The sequence below is a fragment of the Proteus sp. G2675 genome, assembly GCF_963886535.1.
Lineage (GTDB): Bacteria > Pseudomonadota > Gammaproteobacteria > Enterobacterales > Enterobacteriaceae > Proteus > Proteus mirabilis.
Genome location: NZ_CAWPCB010000027.1, coordinates 30,180 through 50,213, shown reverse-complemented (window position 1 = coordinate 50,213; position 20,034 = coordinate 30,180). Strand labels below are relative to the sequence as shown.

The 20,034-nt window shown below is 38.1% G+C and carries 16 protein-coding genes; 10 read left to right on the top strand and 6 right to left on the bottom strand.

What is annotated here, in order from left to right; translation table 11 throughout:
• The first annotated feature begins 347 nt into the window (after positions 1-347).
• From AACQ49_RS06890 to AACQ49_RS06870, 5 genes are all read left to right on the top strand, one after another.
• Positions 348-1,256, top strand: a complete 909-nt coding sequence (locus AACQ49_RS06890; RefSeq protein ID WP_161778952.1) for a metal ABC transporter substrate-binding protein — start codon at positions 348-350, stop codon at positions 1,254-1,256.
• Positions 1,253-2,140, top strand: a complete 888-nt coding sequence (locus tag AACQ49_RS06885; RefSeq protein WP_004251467.1) for a manganese/iron ABC transporter ATP-binding protein — start codon at positions 1,253-1,255, stop codon at positions 2,138-2,140. Before AACQ49_RS06890 ends, AACQ49_RS06885 begins: the two co-directional genes overlap by 4 nt.
• 2 nt (positions 2,141-2,142) lie before the next feature.
• Positions 2,143-3,054 (top strand): metal ABC transporter permease, encoded by a 912-nt coding sequence (locus tag AACQ49_RS06880; RefSeq protein WP_004242585.1) that lies wholly within the window; start codon positions 2,143-2,145, stop codon positions 3,052-3,054.
• The gene (locus tag AACQ49_RS06875) at positions 3,051-3,908 is read left to right on the top strand and encodes a metal ABC transporter permease (RefSeq protein ID WP_004242584.1); all 858 of its coding nucleotides are present in this window, start codon (positions 3,051-3,053) and stop codon (positions 3,906-3,908) included. Before AACQ49_RS06880 ends, AACQ49_RS06875 begins: the two co-directional genes overlap by 4 nt.
• A gap of 150 nt (positions 3,909-4,058) precedes the next feature.
• Positions 4,059-4,931, top strand: coding sequence for a fructosamine kinase family protein (locus AACQ49_RS06870; RefSeq protein ID WP_004242583.1), 873 nt, complete (start codon positions 4,059-4,061; stop codon positions 4,929-4,931).
• A gap of 93 nt (positions 4,932-5,024) precedes the next feature.
• On the opposite strand, the gene AACQ49_RS06865 is transcribed toward AACQ49_RS06870, so the two are convergent.
• Positions 5,025-5,564 carry a YniB family protein gene (locus tag AACQ49_RS06865; RefSeq protein ID WP_026090442.1) on the bottom strand — a complete coding sequence of 180 codons (540 nt, stop codon included), beginning with the start codon at positions 5,562-5,564 and terminating at the stop codon, positions 5,025-5,027.
• A gap of 200 nt (positions 5,565-5,764) precedes the next feature.
• On the opposite strand from AACQ49_RS06865, the gene hxpB reads away from it, so the two are divergent.
• The 3 genes from hxpB (at position 5,765) to AACQ49_RS06850 (ending at position 8,890) form a co-directional block, all read left to right on the top strand.
• Positions 5,765-6,433 carry a hexitol phosphatase HxpB gene (gene hxpB, locus AACQ49_RS06860; protein ID WP_004242581.1) on the top strand — a complete coding sequence of 223 codons (669 nt, stop codon included), beginning with the start codon at positions 5,765-5,767 and terminating at the stop codon, positions 6,431-6,433.
• 257 nt (positions 6,434-6,690) lie between these two features.
• On the top strand, positions 6,691-7,257 hold the full coding sequence (locus AACQ49_RS06855) for a metal-dependent hydrolase (RefSeq protein ID WP_004242580.1): 567 nt from the start codon (positions 6,691-6,693) through the stop codon (positions 7,255-7,257).
• 241 nt (positions 7,258-7,498) lie between these two features.
• Positions 7,499-8,890: an L-cystine transporter gene (locus AACQ49_RS06850; RefSeq protein ID WP_004242579.1), complete on the top strand. Its 1,392-nt coding sequence runs from the start codon at positions 7,499-7,501 to the stop codon at positions 8,888-8,890.
• Between the two features lie 324 nt (positions 8,891-9,214).
• On the opposite strand, the gene htpX is transcribed toward AACQ49_RS06850, so the two are convergent.
• The 5 genes from htpX to AACQ49_RS06825 form a co-directional block, all read right to left on the bottom strand.
• Positions 9,215-10,093 (bottom strand): protease HtpX, encoded by an 879-nt coding sequence (gene htpX / locus AACQ49_RS06845; RefSeq protein WP_004242578.1) that lies wholly within the window; start codon positions 10,091-10,093, stop codon positions 9,215-9,217.
• Positions 10,094-10,471: 378 nt separating this feature from the next.
• Positions 10,472-11,824 carry an OprD family outer membrane porin gene (locus tag AACQ49_RS06840; RefSeq protein ID WP_004242576.1) on the bottom strand — a complete coding sequence of 451 codons (1,353 nt, stop codon included), beginning with the start codon at positions 11,822-11,824 and terminating at the stop codon, positions 10,472-10,474.
• Between the two features lie 904 nt (positions 11,825-12,728).
• Positions 12,729-14,789 carry a carboxy terminal-processing peptidase gene (gene prc, locus AACQ49_RS06835; RefSeq protein ID WP_004242574.1) on the bottom strand — a complete coding sequence of 687 codons (2,061 nt, stop codon included), beginning with the start codon at positions 14,787-14,789 and terminating at the stop codon, positions 12,729-12,731.
• A 19-nt stretch (positions 14,790-14,808) separates the two neighbouring features.
• Entirely contained in the window at positions 14,809-15,501 is a 693-nt protein-coding gene (proQ, locus tag AACQ49_RS06830) for an RNA chaperone ProQ (protein ID WP_004242572.1), read from the bottom strand.
• Between the two features lie 95 nt (positions 15,502-15,596).
• The gene (locus tag AACQ49_RS06825; protein ID WP_004242571.1) at positions 15,597-16,094 is read right to left on the bottom strand and encodes a GAF domain-containing protein; all 498 of its coding nucleotides are present in this window, start codon (positions 16,092-16,094) and stop codon (positions 15,597-15,599) included.
• Between the two features lie 277 nt (positions 16,095-16,371).
• Between AACQ49_RS06825 and AACQ49_RS06820 the strand changes: the two genes are divergently transcribed.
• Both AACQ49_RS06820 and AACQ49_RS06815 read left to right on the top strand, forming a co-directional pair.
• Positions 16,372-17,628, top strand: a complete 1,257-nt coding sequence (locus AACQ49_RS06820; protein ID WP_004242569.1) for a membrane integrity lipid transport subunit YebS — start codon at positions 16,372-16,374, stop codon at positions 17,626-17,628.
• A complete protein-coding gene (locus tag AACQ49_RS06815) occupies positions 17,570-19,888 on the top strand; it encodes a PqiB family protein (RefSeq protein ID WP_004242568.1) in 2,319 nt (772 codons plus the stop codon). Before AACQ49_RS06820 ends, AACQ49_RS06815 begins: the two co-directional genes overlap by 59 nt.
• Positions 19,889-20,034 lie beyond the last annotated feature (146 nt).

The following is a 20,034-nucleotide window of genomic DNA, read 5'->3' as shown; positions in this document are numbered from 1 at the left end:
TAAAAAACACAAACCTAACGCTGTCCATTAAAAAAATGGACTAAGGATAAGCTTCTCTCATAAAAACAGATACCTTAACCAGCAGTAAGCCATGATTTGGCTGTAAATTTCATCAATTGTGAGTATTAAACAACCTTTCACACCAATAGTTACCATCGATTGTTAATTTTTATAAAGAAAGACGACAATTTACTTAACATTTATTGAAATACATGCTGTTATCTTAGTATCAGCTGTTATCAAATAGCTATTTTCATTTTCACACAGAGATAACTTGACTTTTTTGAAATGATATTGATAATCATTATCAGTTAGAGAATTCCACGAAAATTATAAGGCTATATAATATGGATATGTTCCGCTCTGTAAATAAAATTTCGCTTACGGCATTATGCTTAGTTGCCTCAATCTTCTTTATACCCCCTGCACAGGCAAAAGATAAGCTAAAAGTTGTCACGACTTTTACTATTATCCAAGATATCGCACAAAATGTTGCTGGCGATGCTGCCGTTGTTGAATCTATCACCAAACCCGGTGCAGAAATTCATGATTATCAACCAACGCCAAAAGATATTGTCAAAGCGCAAAAAGCTGATCTTATTTTATGGAATGGGTTAAATCTTGAGCGTTGGTTCGAACGTTTTTTCAATGAATTACGTAATGTGCCTGCGGTCGTTGTCACTGAAGGTATTACCCCTATGCCTATTCGTGAAGGAGCTTACAAAAACAACCCAAACCCACATGCATGGATGTCGCCTAACAATGCATTAATTTATATCGAAAACATTCGTAAAGCGCTCGTTGAACACGATCCAGATAATGCCGCAATTTATAACCAAAATGCCGCGCGTTACGCTGAACAAATTAAACAACTTGATGCACCATTAAGAGCAAGATTAGCGCGTATTCCTGAAGAAAAACGCTGGTTAGTAACGAGTGAAGGTGCCTTTAGCTATTTAACCAATGATTATGGTTTTAAAGAAGTGTATTTATGGCCAATTAATGCAGAAGAGCAAGGCACCCCTCAACAAGTAAAATACGTGATTGATACCGTAAGAGAACACCATATTCCTGTCGTGTTTAGTGAAAGTACGATTTCCGATAAACCTGCTAAACAAGTGAGTAAAGAGACTGGTGCAAAATATGGTGGCGTTCTTTATGTAGACTCACTTTCTGCCCCGGGTGGAGAAGTCCCTACTTATATTGATCTACTTAATATTACTGTCGATACCATTGCGAAAGGATTTGGACAATGAATGATAAAAAAATAAATCCTACTCTTACTGTTGATAATGCAACGGTAACCTATAACAACGGTCACACTGCTATTTATGATGCAAGTTTCTCTATCACTGGTGGCACAATTTGTGCCCTAGTGGGCATCAACGGTAGTGGTAAATCCACACTTTTTAAAACCATTATGGGATTAGTCAAACCCTCAAAAGGTACCGTAACATTAAATAATCAACCTATTCAGCAAGCACTTAAACAGAATATGATTGCTTATGTGCCACAAACAGAGGAAGTTGACTGGAACTTTCCTGTACTGGTTTCTGATGTGGTGATGATGGGACGTTATGGAAAAATGGGTTTTTTTCGTATTCCATCGAAACAAGATCATGAAGTGGTTGAAGCTTGTTTAGAGCGTGTCGGCTTATCAGGCCTTGGACATCGCCAAATTGGTGAGCTATCTGGTGGGCAGAAAAAACGGGTATTCTTAGCACGAGCAATGGCACAAGAAGGCACCGTACTGTTATTAGATGAACCTTTTACTGGCGTGGACGTAAAAACAGAAAATGCCATTATTGAATTATTACGTAACTTGCGAAAAGAAGGTCACCTAGTATTAGTATCAACTCATAACTTAGGTAGTGTACCCGAATTTTGTGATCACGTTATTTTAATTAATAGAACAGTGCTTGATAGCGGGCCAACAGAAACCACCTTTACCCAAAAGAATTTAGAGCATGCTTTTGGTGGCGTATTGCGTCATATCAGCTTATCAGGCCCTGATCTTCACGACGACGACGATCCACGTTCACTTACCGTTATTACTGATGATGAACGCGCTGCCGTTTTCTATGGTCACCATGAACAACATACTCCCGCTCATCAAAGTAAGCGTAAACAAGGAGATTAGCCATGCTAGAATTACTCCTACAACCTTTTGAGTATAACTATATGGTAAAGGCTATCTGGGTAAGTGCCTTAGTTGGTGCTGTCTGTGCCTTTTTATCTTCTTACCTTATTCTTAAAGGTTGGTCATTAATGGGAGATGCCCTCTCCCACTCCGTCGTTCCCGGCGTTGCCGGTGCTTATATTTTAGGGCTGCCATACGCAGTGGGTGCTTTTTTTACGGGTCTACTTGCTGCTTTATCAATGACTTTTATTCGTCACATCACAAGATTACGTGAAGATGCGGTGATCGGCTTTATTTTTTCTACTTTTTTTGCTTTTGGTCTGTTGCTGGTTTCATTAAACCCTACTGCCGTCAACGTTCAGACCATTATTTTAGGGAATATTCTCGGCATTGCTGATGAAGATGTCTGGCAAGTCGTTATCATTACTGGTGTCTCTTTTCTTATTCTATTTTGTATGTGGAAAGATTTATTAGTTGTATTTTTTGATGAAGTACATGCTCGCTCTATTGGTTTATCCCCTTTAAAACTAAAAATCATCTTCTTTACCTTGCTCAGTGCATGTACCGTTGCTGCGCTACAAACGGTCGGCGCTATCTTAGTTATTGCTATGGTGGTTACTCCCGGCGCTACCGCTTATTTACTCACTGACCAATTTAAACGACTCGCTATTATCGCTATTTGTATTGGTACAGTAACCAGTGCTGTTGGTGCTTATCTAAGTTATTTCTTTAATGGTGCTACGGGGGGCGTTATCGTCACAATGCAAACCGCCCTTTTCTTATTAGCCTTCTTATTTGCGCCTAAACATGGCATGTTGGCAGCCCGTCGCCGCGCACGTCAAAGTTCACAAGCACTTATTTCACAATCCCAGCATCCAAAAGACGTTACTCAACAAGAAGAGGTGCAACTATGAATGAATTAATGGAATTTTTCATTGAACCTTTTCAATATCCTTTTATGCAACGTGCAATTATTGCCGCGGTTATCATTGGTATCGCCTGCGCTATTTTATCTTGCTATATGGTGTTAAAAGGTTGGTCACTAATGGGAGATGCTATTTCTCACGCTGTTTTACCTGGCGTGGTATTAGCTTATGTCACTGCAATTCCTTTAACGATAGGGGCTTTTCTTTCGGGCCTATTTTGTTCATTTGCAACAGGTTATTTAAAAGAGCATAGCCGAATAAAAGAAGATACGGTAATGGGAATTGTCTTTTCTGGTATGTTTGCTGTCGGTTTGGTGATCTTCGCTAGTGTAGATACTGACCAACATTTAATGCATATATTATTTGGTAATATCTTAGGTATCACCCCAGATGTGCTTATACAGATTAGTGCTATTTGTTTAATTACTATTACTATTATGCTGGTTAAACAAAAAGACTTTATGTTGTATTGTTTCGATCCTAATCAAGCAAGAATTGTCGGTCTCCCGGTCGCTTTATTACATTATGGCTTACTCTCTATTTTGGCGTTAACGATTGTCGCCTCGATGCAAGCCGTTGGGATTATTTTAGTGGTCGCCATGCTGATTTCTCCGGGGATCACCGCTTATCTATTAACGCGAAGCTTCTCTCGAATGATCACACTCGCTATCCTTTTTTCTGTTATATCGAGTGTTATTGGTACATTTATCAGTTTTCATATTGACGGTGCCACAGGCCCTTCTATTGTACTCACGCAAGCGGTGTTCTTTATTATTGCATTACTCTGTAATCAGATTAAATTGGCAAAAATAAAACGGCAAACTAAACCCGCCAATGCCTAATGAAAATCTTTATTACTATAAAAACGGGATAATCATCCCGTTTTTTAGTTTTATACTGTATTGATTTAATTAAAGTGTTATTGTCATAGTATAAACATCGCTCGTTACTATTTGGGTCTACTAAGTAAACAACTTTGCGAGGTGTAATCTATGTGGCAGAATATTGGTCGTTTGCTTGAATCAAATTTAGGATTTTCAGCAAAGATCAGCGAAAAACACCACCTTTCAAGCGGTGATATACACCACACTTGGAAAATTCAATATGGTGAGATCCCTGTCTTTGTAAAATCTAACCTACGGGAATTTTTGCCCACCTTTAAAAATGAAGCAGAACAGCTTGAAATGTTGGCAAAAAGCCAAACGATCCGTATTCCTCGCGTATTAGGCATTGGCAATAGTAAAGATACTAGCTTCTTACTGTTAGAATTTCTGCCTGTGCAACCTTTTACACCTCACAGCGCGTATTGTTTTGGTCAACAGTTAGCTAAATTGCATCAATGGGAAGAACAACCCCGTTATGGTTTTGATTTCGATACCCATATAGATACCACTCCTCAAGCAAATGGTTGGGAGAAGCGCTGGAATTACTTCTATTCGGAAAAGCGTATCGGTATCCAGTTGCAACTCGCTTCAGAGAAAGGGATGGTTTTCGGTGATATAGAAGAAATCATTCAAATCATTAATCACCGTTTAGCCGATCATCATCCACAACCCTCGCTATTACATGGCAACTTATGGCCTAAAAATTGTGCTGCTATAGGTCAATCTGAAGGAACGATGTTCGATCCTGCTTGTTATTGGGGTGATCGCGAATGTGATATTGCCATGTTACCGCTATGCTCTTCTGTGCCGGCCAATATTTTTGATGGTTACCAAAGCATCTGGCCTTTATCTGAAAAATTCCTATCACGCCAGCCTATCTACCAACTCTACTATTTCCTTAATCGCTGTCATTTATTCGGTGAAGAAAAAGATTACCTAGCAGCCAGAAAAATCATTGATGATTTGCTCGGCACACACTAAAACAATCTGATTTTATTTACCAATAGATAAAAATAAACCTCGCCAAATGTTACCCTGCGAGGTTTATTTTAATTAAGTCAATGTGATAGATAACTACCAGCCTAAAAATTTCAGCAGAAAATAACCAATTGCGATCACAATAATAGGTGAAATATACAGCACCATGACTTGAGTAAATAGTGTATGTCTTGGCAATTTTATATTCTGCTCTAGCTCTTGCGCTGTAATACCACTTTTTAGTGCTCGTTCAATAATTAGTTGATCTTGAATATTTTCTTTTAAATATTTCACTTGGCGATACATTCTTAACCCTGATGCACTCAGTGCTAAGCCAATAAACATTAAAAAGAAGATCACAAAGAAGATAATATTCTGTTGGCTAAAACCTATTTGAGTGTTGGGTACTGGAGAATGACGCCAAAAAAAGTCTAGCCACGGGGTGTTAAATTGTACCATTTCTGCTAATACTCGAAAAAAATCATTAATTACAGCATTAACACCCTCGCCATTTGCTCTTGGGATCGCAGCTAACTCAATCAACGAAACTGTCGTTGAAATAAAGGCAGGAATAAAAATAAGCCAACCAATAACACGTTTTACAATGGCATATATTCCTGCATGTTGATAACTCATTTTGTCCTCACTCATAGAATTCGGCAATATGCACCTAAATATCCTAATCTAATTAACGGCTAATATGTCAATAATTTAATAGCTATCATTTTCTCTATTTATTTTTTAAAAGAAATAAGAAACTGATTAAAAAAGATTTTCCAATCAACTCTTGCTACAATCATTTTTCATCAACATAGACCTTATTATGGAGAGTAAACATGTCTTTTAAATTGCCCATTGAAGCCGCTATTTTTGATATGGATGGTTTGCTAATCGACTCAGAGCCGTTTTGGGCACAAGCAGAACATGAGGTCTTTGCACAATTAGGTGTCGATTTATCACTTGCTGACAGCATGCCCGACACCGTCGGCTTAAGAATAGATCAAGTTATCGAACTTTGGTATCAAGTATCACCTTGGCAAGGCGTAACACAACAAGAAGCTAAAGAGAGAATGATTGCTCGCGTTGTACAACTTATTGAAGATAAAAAACCGTTGCTCCCTGGTGTTGAACATGCCCTATCTTTATGTCAATCATTAGGTTTAAAGATAGCCTTAGCCTCAGCATCACCGCATTTTATGCTAGAGCGTGTACTTGAGTTATTTAATATTCGTCATTACTTCTCTGCTGTTGTCTCTGCAGCTGATTTAGCGCACAGTAAACCTCACCCAGAAGTCTATCTCAATGCTGCTAAGGCACTTAATGTCGCACCCATTAATTGTGTCTCTTTAGAGGACTCACGCAATGGTATGATTGCTTGCAAAGCTGCAAGAATGCGCTCAATTGTTGTGCCTGCAGCGGAGCAGTTTAATGACAAATGTTGGGGATTAGCCGATGTTAAAATTGCCTCTCTCAACGAATTAACCAAATCTCAATTATTAGGCTAACAACTTTAGTTATAGCCTATAAAAATTTATAGAAGGATATCATTTATTGTCGATATCCTTTTTCTATATTAATTCTCATCCCTTATCTAAAATTTGGTTATTTTTAACACATCCGAATAAAATATTTCTGTTATTGCTTAATAATTAAGGCAATTTTTATCTTTTATGTCTGTTAGTTGCTGTAAAAACCTTTTATACTTAAGCACTGTATAAATGAACAGCAAGCGGTAAAAACCGCATATAGGCATAGATAAGGAATGACAGCCGAAGGACATTTACTTTTTTCTGTTGCAACACTCGTCTTAGCACAGAAATTAGAAATAACCCCCGTTCTTGCTCAAGGTGATTGGTTTCACATGATCCCTGCTGTCTTATTAGGTTCACTACTACCAGATTTAGATCATCCAGGCTCTATATTAGGACGCCTCTTTCGGATAATCTCATTACCGCTATCAAAACTCTGTGGTCATCGTGGCTTCACACATAGCCTACTCGCCTTTTGTGGTTTAGCCATTTTATGGGAAACACAAGTTGCGCCTTATATCACGATTTCGGCTGATTTTTTTCACGCCCTTTTGCTAGGTTACCTAAGTCACTTACTGGCAGATATGCTAACACCATCAGGTGTGCCTTTTTTATGGCCACTAAAAATGCGTTTTGCCTTACCGATTTTAGCGAAAAAAAATAGCAAAAAAGGAGAACGATTTATTTCTGTCATCATCTTAGTTGGTGCACTATTTCTGCCCCCACACCTAACTTTTTCTCTTCCCACACAAATAAATCACTGGTTACAAATGTACCACGATAAACGTACACCTTTTTAACTCTCCTTGACAGTTCTCTACTTTCCTCTATCTATTTATAGTTAATTAGTCTTTTTTATACCAATCTTCCTTGTTTTTATAACTAAACGACTATATAAAAGAATAATTGATTATAAAAAGTTATTAACAATACTGTTACCATATAGCGAGTTGATGCTGTTATATCCTTTCTTATTACCTAAGAACTCATATCGCATACAATCGCCAAATTTATATATAAAAATCTCGTTGGAGAGTTAAGATGAATTTTCCGTTAATTATTAACGTACTCGTCTTTGTTGTGCTATTACTCATCTTGGCTAAATTAAGCCAACGTCAGTGGAGCCTGTCAAAGAAAGTTCTTGTCGGTTTGGTCTTTGGGGTGGTGTTTGGGCTGGCGTTACATGCATTCTATGACGCACACGATCCTATTATTAAAGAATCTATCCTTTGGTTTAACATCGTTGGTAACGGTTACGTACAACTGTTACAAATGATCATTATGCCATTGGTATTTGCTTCTATTTTAAGTGCAGTATCACGTTTACACCAAGCATCATCATTGGGAAAAATTAGTGCACTAACCATTGGTACACTTCTATTTACAACGGCAATTGCTGCTCTTATCGGTATTGTTATAGCCAATATCTTTGGTTTAACAGCTGAAGGTCTTGTTCAAGGGGAACAGGAAGCGCAGCGTTTAGCCGCTATTCAACATAATTATATAGGTAAAGTGTCTGACTTAACTGTACCTCAATTAATTTTATCTTTTATTCCTAAAAATCCATTTGCCGATTTAACTGGTGCAAGCTCAACCTCGATTATTAGTGTAGTTATCTTTGCGGTATTCCTAGGAATGGCTGCAATAAAACTGCTTAAAGAAGATAAACCTCGCGGTGAAAAAGTATTAGCAGCGATTGATAGCTTACAAGCGTGGATCATGAAGTTAGTCCGTATCGTTATGGCATTAACACCTTACGGTGTAATGGCACTGATGACTAAAGTTGTGGCAAGCTCCAATCTGCATGACATTATTCAACTCGGTAGCTTCGTTGTTGCCTCTTATGTTGCGCTGGGCTTAATGTTTGTCGTTCATGGTTTATTAGTTGGATTTACTGGATTAAGCCCAATTAAATTCTTCAAAAAAGCAGGACCATTATTAGCATTTGCATTTACAAGTCGTTCGAGTGCAGCCAGTATTCCATTAAATATCGAAACACAAACTCGTCGCATTGGTGTTCCTGAATCGATTGCCAGTTTCTCATCGTCTTTTGGTGCGACAATTGGTCAGAATGGTTGTGCCGGTATTTATCCTGCTATGTTAGCCGTTATGGTGGCACCAACAGTCGGTATTAATCCTTTCGATCCTCTTTGGATTGCCACTTTGGTGGGTATCGTAACCATTAGCTCAGCAGGTGTTGCGGGTGTCGGTGGTGGTGCAACCTTTGCAGCCCTGATCGTTTTACCAGCGATGGGATTACCTGTAACACTGGTTGCCCTACTGATTTCTGTGGAGCCTCTTATCGATATGGGTCGTACTGCATTAAATGTCAGTGGCTCTATGACCGCAGGTACTATTACTAGCCAAATGATGCGCCAAACAGATAAAGAGATCTTTAATCAGGAAGAAGAAGCTGAACTTAATGTGAAGTAAACCACATTAACAATTAAGTTAAATCTCTTAAAGCCAGTTTAATTTTAAACTGGCTTTTTTATTTTGATATTAATTTAACCGCCTTTTATCAATCAATAGATATGATGATCATGCATCACTAGCTCTGAGGCTTAACTTAATACCTATAAAAATATTAAGAGATAAGAATATTCAGTTGAACCAGAACGGTCTGTTAAATAAAACGAAAAGCGATTGTAGGAATTAATTAAAGCTAATGGATCACCAACAAAAATGCCAGAAACATTTCTGTCTCTGGCATTTGTAAACTGATAATTAAAAATTATTTATCGCTAATAGTTTCTTTTACTTGAGATATTCGCCACTACGTAGTGCTTCAATACGTTTATCTAATGGTGGGTGTGATAAAAATAACTCACTAAATGACTTATTACGGCCATTAATACAGAAAGCCATCATACTGCTCTCTTCTTGTGGCTCATAGCTGGTTTTTAAGCGTTGTAATGCCGCTATCATCTTCTCACGGCCAACCAGTTTTGCAGAGCCTGCATCCGCATGGAATTCACGGTAGCGAGAGAACCACATCGTAATGATACTTGCCAAAATGCCAAAGACAATTTCAAGCACCATAGAAACGCCCATGTATACCCATGGGTTTCCGTTACTGTTTTCACTCTCTTCATCGCTCGAAATAAAATTCGCCACAAATTGAGCAATGATACGGGAGATAAAGATCACGAAAGTATTCACAACACCTTGTAACAAGGTCATCGTTACCATATCACCGTTGGCAACATGGCTAATTTCGTGTGCAATAACAGCTTCCGCTTCGTCACGGCTCATACTGGCTAATAATCCGGTACTCACCGCCACCAGCGAAGCATCACGACGAGCTCCTGTTGCAAACGCATTAATATCTGGTGCATCGTAGATTGCAACTTGAGGCATTTTAATCCCCACTTGCTCAGACTGACGTCTTACAGTATCAAGTAACCAACGTTCTACTTCAGAGGTTGGATTTTCAATCACTTGACCACCAACGGATCGTAATGCCATCCATTTTGACATAAGTAAAGAAACAAATGCACCACCAAAACCAAATAGGCCAGCCATGATCATTAAACCCTGAACACTGCGGCCTTGAATACCTGTTAAAGATAAGATGATCCCGAACACAAACATGACAGCTAAGTTTGTTAACAGGAATAAGGCAATCCTCATCATATTGATACTGTTCCTATTTTATCTAATTACCACATTGCAAAAACTATCTTATAAATAAGGCTTTTTTTTATTTTATCAAGTCTTTTAACTTGTTTGCTACTAAAAACGATATAACTTTACATTTTAATAAAAGAAAATGTAATTAATAGCTAAATTATGGAGGATTATTTTCACATAGAGGAGGAATAACAGTCTAGGCAAGATAGGCCCAAAAATAAATGCTAGTGATGAAATTTTAACAAAATAAATTAATTGAAGACGTTTTGTTAGATTAAAGGTTAGGATGCCAGCTTTATCTATTTTTGTACATGGCTTACCATCAGGCAAGCCATGCACCTATACAGGGATGAATTCTGTTATCCCTTACCCTATAAACAATTACATTTTAAAACGATATGTCGTTGTCATAGAGCCTGATAATGAGTGAGCACGTCGTGAGTGACCATCATACAGTTTTGGTGTGGTGTAATCATTTTCTTGTTGATGGTGCCAACCAATACCGCCACTTAACGAAATAGAAAGATTAGCCGTTGGCTTCCAGTAGCTAAATAAGCCAAACTGCCCTTGTTTTAATCTTTCGCCGGAGTAACTAAATTCACTATAGTTAGTCCGTGCACCAACAGACAACTCATTGTTAACTTTGTATGCAGCTTCTAATGCCCCCATCACTTCACCATCACGCACATAGTCAATATCTGCATAAGCCGGTGAGTTAAAGCGTCCACGAGTATTCCCAATTGGGTTACGCGCAAATTGACCAACACCATTGGCTTTTTTCGCATCGGTATAAGTCACACCAGTACGAATGGTCCACGCTGATTCAGGAATACGCCATTCCATAGTACCAGCAAAGTGCCATGCATCCTTATCAAAGTTACGTTTACCTGCATTAGCATTGGTTAATGTGCGTTTTCCTTCACTGCCATAATCGTGGTAATAAACAACACCACCTAGAGTAACGTCTGATGTTAACTTATATTTTGTTTCTAAACCGTGTTGACGGAATACATCATCCGCCTGACCATAGAAATAATAGACTTTTAATGGTTTGGAATTATAGTTAACTCCACCAGTAATAACATGGTCAATATTATGTCTAACACCATTACCATCACTGAAATACATTCTATCGATATTTGGGCTATCACGACGCATAACTTTTCCGTCGAGATACAGCAAATCTAAACTCCAATCACCCATCGCCGTATTAGTGTAATAACCGTTATAACTGTTTAATGATAAGCGCTGTGAGTTAGTAAAAATACCTGTATTCTTCAAGGTAAACCAACCCGCTTTACCATTAATTAAAACAGGATCTAAATCGAATCTCACTTTTGCAAAACGTTGACCAATTTTGTTATAGCCTTTTGCTTCACCATCATCATTATATAATATGGCACGAGAAGCGAAGTCTTTACTTGCTCCTAATTTAATACCACCATAATAAGAAACATCGAATCCTAGAATGCCACCTAAATAGCCAGATCTGAAATCAGCTTGGAAGTTTTGCCCCCAAGCATTAGCAACTTGTTTTCTATAACGTTGCTCTTGTTTATCAAAACGGTTTTCTGTTTTTAGGTATTTCCACATATTAATGGTAGTCAGCTCAAGTTCAGAATCAGAAATAAATGAGCTTTCTTTAATTGTATTTTCCCAATTCCCAGCATTAGCAGCGCTCACAGCTAAAAAACAAGGGGAAAACATAAACAACACCATTCTTTTTAGTTTCATTTTAAATTCAACCTGGTTAATAACTATTTAAATTTATTTATATTCAATAAGTTAAACAAAGTACTATTTTTATATTTAGCTAAAAGTAACGCCCGCTTAAATTGTATGAATTTAAGCCAAATCGCTATTTTTTTAGCATCAATAATGCTAGGTAGTCATCTCACCACATTGTTATTTACTTTTTTGAGCAATAAAATGCTTAAGCAAATTATAAATAACTTACCTTCTAGTCATTAATCCTTAATGAGAAAATCTATTCTAAAATTAGCGCATCTAGCGTTTATATAACTGCGCCGATGAGAAGAGATTTTGCACTTAGCATTTGGGTGAGATTTTTAATCTGTTACTATTACCTTAGTATGTCAGAATGATACAAAATTTTATGATCTGTATGCTATCGTAATTTTATGTCAACTAGAGCGATCATTGTCACAACATGTTACATTTATTGCAATAAGTAAACCATTAAATGTGAATTTAATCACATTTAATAAGGCATTTATTTTTTTATCTTATTTAATAGATAAAAATCTAGCTTTTATTTACTTTACAAAAGATTTTTTATCTAAACCTCCTTGCATTCCATTTATTTATATTTTTCAAAGCTAGCATCAAATAGATTTTAAATAAAAACTTAGATTACATGATATTAAGAATATTTTTATATAAAAGCAGTTAAATATCTTAATGAATTCTTATGTTACTGGTAACTAAATATGACTACTAAGAAAAATAGCGAAATAATAGTATGAGATGATTTTCTCACTAAAGATATAACTAAGATTATTATAAAGTATTAGATACCAGATACTTTTTCAGACAAATATAGGGAAATAAAAACCCCCAATAATTGATTAATCAACTATTGGGGGTAAATTTGAATCACTTTCTTAAGTAGAAAAACTTAATTTAATAACTTCTTAGGTTTTAATACCTTTGCAAGATCATCCGCAATATTAGCCGTTTCATCTAAGTAAGGATCAGGGCCTTCATAATCCTTCGGTAAATCATCAAGTGATTTTAGTGGCGGCTTACCCTCTAACTTAAGACGTTGGTTAATACGCTGTAATTTTATGGCTTCTAGCTCTTTATTCTCTTTTTCGCGCTCTGCAAAATTAAGAATAATAAACTTATCTTCACCTTTGGCTTTAGCTTCATTGTAGCGCTTGATATCATCAAAAATATATGAAAACTCTCTATCATTCGCGATACGTTTAGCATGTTGATCCGTCAATGTAGGTAGTGCTTGTTTTATTTTCTCTGAATACTCAGACAGCTTATAATTAGCCGGTGGAATACTGTCCCAAGGTAAAGCATTATCTTCATTGCTTTCCCCCATTTCTGAATTATCAAAGCTTGGTAATAACAAGTCTGGTGTCACCCCTTTTAATTGGGTACTTCCGCCATTAATACGATAGAATTTTTGGATAGTGTACTGAACTGAACCTAAACTAGGCCAATCAGGACTTAACATCTGATCATAAACTCGTGTCAATGAACGATATTGTTGCACCGTTCCTTTACCAAAGGTTTGCTCACCAACAATTAATGCGCGCCCATAATCTTGCATTGCAGCAGCAAAAATTTCAGAAGCAGAAGCACTAAAGCGGTTAACGATAACCACTAGTGGCCCTTTATAATAGACAACATCATCACGATCATAATCCTGGCGTACTCGACCATTATTATCACGGACTTGAACGACGGGACCACTTGGAATAAATAAACCTGATAATGCAATAGCTTCCGTTAACGCACCGCCCCCATTACCACGTAAATCAATAACTAAAGCAGATACATTGTCTTTAGCCACTTTTTGTAGTTGGGTTTTCACATCATTAGTTAAACCGACATAGAAACTAGGAATATCTAAAATAGCGATTTTATCACCATTAATCACTTTTTCGGTTAACTTGACCGCTCTATCTTCTAGGCGGATCTGTTCTCTTGTTAAAGTGATAGTTCTTGGCTTCGCCCCTTTTTCATCAGAGATAACTTCTAGTTTAACCTGACTACCTTTAGGACCTTTGATTAACGCGACAACGTCATCTAAGCGCCAACCAACCACATCAACCATGGGTTTATTATGTTGACCGACAGCGATAATTTTATCACCTACTTTTAGCGCTTTACTTTTAGCAGCCGGTCCGCCCGTTACCATGGAATTAATCATTGGATAATCATCATCCATTTGTAATACGGCACCAATCCCTTCTAATGAAAGGCTCATTTCTGAATCAAAGGCTTCCGTATTTCTTGGTGATAAATAACTGGTATGGGGATCAATTTCACGCGCAAAAGCCGTCATGATAATTTGGAATACGTCTTCACTTTGGCTTTGTGTTTGGCGACGTAATGCAGCTTTATAACGTTTTGTCAGTGTTTCTTTGATTTCACTGTCTGTTTTGTCAGAGAGTTTAAGTGTTAGCCAGTCGTATTTTACTTTTTCATCCCAAAGCTTATCTAATTCAGCTTGCGTTTTCGGCCATGGCGCTTTGGTTCTATCTAACTGAAATTTATCTTGTCCAGTGAGATCGATAGGTTGATTTAATCGATTTAAAGCATATTGAAAGCGCTCAAAACGTCTTTTTTGCGCAAGGTTAAACAGATCATATAAAGGACCTAATTCACCTGTTTTTAAATATTCACCCACTTTAGTTTTATCTTTATCAAACTGGGCAATATCTGACGCTAATAATACGTTATGGCTATAATCCAATAAATTAAGATAGCGATTAAAAATCTTTTCGGAAAAACTCGCGTCTAACGAGAATTGACGATAGTGGGAACGTTCAAAACGAGCGGTGACACGCTCACTCACAGTGGAATGTTGTGGCTCTTGCTTTAATGTCGGTAATTGATTAATAGTCACCATGGCTGGCGTGGCTGGTTTATCAGCCATGACAGCAGAAGTGCCTGTTAACGCTAATCCGATAGCAAAAGCCACATTTAAAAGTTTGTTCATGCTCTGGTTGGCCTCCGTATCAGAACTTTAAATGTTCCGTGCGTACATTCATTGCCAAACCGTTAGGCAATTGTACACGTACACCCTCTTTCGCTATTTCTAGCACTGTCGCATCCATCACGCTACTTCCAACGTTAACTTTCAGCGATTGACCTACAGTAAGCACTGAGATGTCTTTGACTGGGGTTAACTTTTCAGTATTTTGGCGTGGCGCTTTGCGAGGCGCTTGATTAGCTTGCTTTTGAGGGCGAGGCTGTCGTTTTTCACCGTCTTTAGGTGCTTGACGACGAGGATTTGGCTTTTTCGCTGCCGGACGTTTACTGGTCTCCTTATCACCTTCAGCTTCGCGCTTTTTAGCACGTTGCTCAGCTCGTTGAGCTTGAACGCGCGCTTTCGCTTCGGCTAATTGTGTACGAGCATGTGCAATATGCTCTGCTTCCAGCTCTCCGCAGTCGTTACCATTCAAGTCGACACGTTTAGCCCCTTCTTTTACACCATAAAGGTAGCGCCAACTTGAGGTATACAAGCGTAAGGCAGAACGTAACTGTGTCTTACTCAGCTGAGTTTCATCTTTTAGATGCTCAACGAGATCTTGAAAAATACCGACTTTCAAAGGGCGTGCTTCACCCTCAGCGATAAAACACTTAGGGAAACGTTCCGCTAAAAAAGCGATGATTTCTTTACTACTGTTCAACTTAGGTTGATTTTCCATGAAATTTCCTGATTACAACGGTTTTGCCAACCAGCGCAGGCATGAACAAGCGACATTATAATAGTGTTGCCAACAATTTCTACGGCAAACGCCTGTTATCTTACACAAAATTCACAATATTTTGCGGTATGACACGTTTTTAAATGCTCGCAGAGCACGTCACACAACGCTTTAAGCCCATTTTCATCTTTTTTATCAAAACGACCAAAAATAGGGCTATCGATATCGAGAACGCCGATAATTTGTCCATTTACCTCTAAAGGTAGAACAATTTCAGACTGACTTGCACTATCACATGCAATGTGTCCACTAAATTGGTGCACATCATTAACTCTTAGAATTTTGTTTTCTGAGAATGCCGTTCCGCAGACTCCTTTTCCAAAACCAATCCTGACACAAGCCACTTTACCTTGGAAAGGACCAAGAACTAATGAGTTACCATCATTAAGATAAAACCCGACCCAATTTATCTTGTCTAACTTCTCGTAAATCAATGCACTGGTATTAGCAAGTGATGCGATAAAGTCATTTTCACCAGACAACAAGGCTGACAAATTATCAGTGAGTTCCTGATAAAAATTTAATTGTGGCATCAGAAGATCCTATTTGCATAACGAAAGCATAACTAAAATAGATAACATATCTTGTAATTTAGCTTATTTTATCTTGAGGTTGAATACAGACTTTTCAATAAGTCTACAAAAAAACGATAATACACACTAAAAGCGCACAAAAAAAATCAGATACTTATTATTGTAAAATGAAAAGCGTAAATATAATAAAAATGGTAATTTGTGACCCACTGAGTATAGAGGTTTTTTTTGGGCTTAAGCTAGGATAAGCGAGAAGAAAGACCAAATAGGCGGATAAATGAGCGATTTAGTCACCAAAGAAAGCAAATCAATACATTGTCAGGAGTGTGACCACCTCGTATCACTTCCTACAGACCTCAAGCGCGGCGAAGACGCCTATTGCCCACAATGTCAAGCCAAGTTAGCGACCTATCGTGATTGGTCATTAACCCGGCTGTTAATTCTCTCTATCACCATGCTGATATTCGCGTCTATCGCTTTTACTCAACCTCTTATCAAGATCCATTTATTAGGGACCATGATATCAGCCAATGTTCTTGACGGTATTCGCTTAATGTCACAACAAGGCTCTCCATTAACGGCAACAATGGTTGCCTTTTGTGCCGTTGCCGCCCCTCTTAGTCTCCCCATTGCCATTTTATATCTCCATTTAGGAGCTCGTTTACATCTTAATTTACGTCCCGTGCTATTAATGTTAGGTAAGCTAAAAGAATGGGTAATGCTTGATGTTTATTTAATTGGCCTTGGTGTTGCCACCATAAAACTGGGCGATTATGCCACAATCTATATTGGGCATGGCTTAGTTGCTTTTTCAGCTTTAATGGTTTTAAGTCTATTAATGCTTATTAACATTAATATGGATCAACTATGGCAACAGTTTTATCCACAAAAAGAGATAAAAACGAGTCCAGCAACCTGTCATGCATGTCATTACCATTTTAAAAAGCCACCTTCGAGCCATTGCCCAAGATGTAAATCTTGCTATAGTGCTCGTCAACCAATGAGTTTGCAAAAAACGTGGGCAGCACTCATTACAGCGATGATCTTGCTATTACCGGCTAATTTATTACCTATCTCAATCTTTTATTTAAATGGCCAGCGTAATGAAGACACTATTTTTTCTGGTGTTCTCTCTTTAATTAATTCAGGTAATACACCTATTGCAATTATTGTGTTTATTGCCAGTATCTTTGTGCCTTTCTTTAAGATAATCATTATGCTGGGGTTACTATTGAGCATTCATTTTAACTCACGTATTCACCCTCTATTGCGCATGAAACTTTATCGATTTGTCTCTTGGATCGGCCGATGGTCAATGCTCGACCTGTTTGTGATTGCGCTGATGATGTCATTAATTAATCGAGATCAGTTAATGACATTCACTATGGGACCTGCAGCTTTTTATTTTGGTACAGCTGTCATTCTCACTATCCTTGCCGTTGAATGGTTTGATAGTCGTTTATTATGGGATACTTATGCAACAAGAAGAAAACAACACACAGGCAACCCAAGCCGAAATACGTCGCAAACGTAAAATTTCGACTTTTTGGTTACTCCCTGTTATCGCTATTTTTATTGCGAGTTGGTTGCTTTTCCAACACTGGCAAGAAAAAGGCGTACAAATCACCATCGATTTTCAATCAGCCTCTGGTATTGTTTCAGGGAGAACACCTATCCGTTACCAAGGTGTTGATGTAGGTATTGTACAGGACGTGACGCTCAGTAATGATTTACGCCGAGTCATTGTTACCGCTGATATTCGAAAAAACCTTGCTAATGCATTACGTAAAAATACGCAATTTTGGCTTGTTACCCCAAAAGCCAGCCTTTCTGGTGTTTCGGGATTAGATGCCTTAGTGGGAGGCAACTATATCAGTATGCTTCCTGGAGATGGGGAAAAGCAGTTTCAATTTGTTGCTCAAGAGGTTCGTCCTAAAGCCAACATTGATAAAAACCAACAAATTATCACCTTAACGGCGGATAATTTAGGCTCTCTTAATGTCGACTCTCAAGTTTATTATCGCAAAGTTCCGGTCGGTAAAGTTTACAGCTATGCCATACGTCCAGATAATCAAGGTATTTTTATCGAGCTGAGTATTGATAAACAATATGCTCATCTGATCCGCCAAGATAGTCATTTTTGGAATGTATCCGGCTTTCAGGGCAACTTTAATTTAAAGAGTGGTGCTTCTATTAAAATGGAAAGTGTTTCTGCTTTAATTAATGGTGCTATTGCCTTTGATTCTCCGGAAAATAGTCCCCCAGCCCAAGAAAATCAACAATTTGTGCTACAGTCTGCCACTTCCGTGGATGCAGGCAAAGCCTTATATGGTGAAGATGGATTAATTATCTCATTAACCAGTGAAGAGAGCTGGGGTGTAGATGCCGGGCAACCTATTCTATTTAGAGGCATTACGATAGGACAAATTATTCAGCGCAACATCAGTGATGATGGGGTTATTTTCGATGCCATCATTGCACCTGAATATAAACACTATATTTACGAAAACAGCAAATTTGTCGCTAATAGCCGAATTAACGTCAATATGGGCTTAAATGGTATTGAGATCCAAGGAGCCACACCTCAAGAGTGGCTTGAAGGCGGTATCCACCTTATTCCGGGTAGCCAAGGCGCCCCTAAAGAACAATATCGCCTTTATCGCAATGATTTTTATGCTAAAGCAAGTATTGAGGGCAATGAGTTACCTGTCACTTTGACACTTAAAGCAGCTAGTCTACCGGGGATTCAAAAAGGTTCCGTGGTGCTTTACCACCAATTCCAAGTTGGAGAAATCGTCGATGTACGGCCTTTAATGGATGAATTTGATATTGATGTCCATATTTCTAAGCAATATCGTCACCTGCTTACTGAAAAAAGTGTGTTCTGGACTGAAGGTGCTGCGAAGGTTTCATTAAATGGTGCGGGATTAACGGTAGAAGCAACGCCGCTAAACCGTGCCTTAAAAGGCGCGATAAGCTTTGATAACTTTGAAAATATTAATAACAATGTTTCAAGATATAAACTTTATCCTAGCGAAACGAGCGCTAGAGCCATTGGTGCTCAAATTACTTTAAAAACCTACGATGCCAGTAAACTTTCTGAAGGAATGCCTATTCGTTATCTAGGTATTGATATCGGTCAGGTGGAAACGCTAACCCTTTCTGCGGATAAAAAAGCGGTGAGTGTATCAGCGGTACTCTACCCTGAATATGTGAAAACTTTTGCACGCTCAGGAAGCCGATTTGCGGTAGTCACCCCTGAGTTAACCGCTTCAGGCCTCGATAATTTAGATTCTCTTATTCAGCCTTATATCAAGGCAGAGCCAGGCAATGGTGGCGTATACCGCATATTTGAATTACAAACGGCAAATATTACCGACTCTCGGTATCTAGACGGCCTTAACCTTGTATTGAATGCGACTGAAGCAGGATCTGTACAAATTGGCACACCTATCTATTATCGTGGTTTAGAAGTAGGTGCGGTAACCGGACTAGAATTAGGTAATATGTCTGACAGGGTATTGATCCACATTAGAATTAGTCAGAAATATCAATATCTGGTACGTAATAACACAGAGTTTTGGCTTTCATCAGGTTATAACTTCTCATTTGGTTTAACTGGTGGAGTATTCCGCAGCGGTACATTTAAGCAGTTTATACGTGGTGGCATTACATTTGCTACACCGCCATCAACCCCACTCCAGGCTAAAGCAAAACAAGAGCAGAATTTCATTCTCAATGCTAAAGAGCCAAAAGAGTGGAATGAATGGGGTACTGCGATACCTAAGCCATAAACGGTAATATCATCAACTTTATTTAACACATTTATTTAAAACGGATCACAAAATTTGATCCGTTTTTTTTATTGCTAAAAAATACTTTGGAAATGACTTCCATTTATACTATGCTTAAAACTGTCCGATTAAAAAGTGCTCACCAT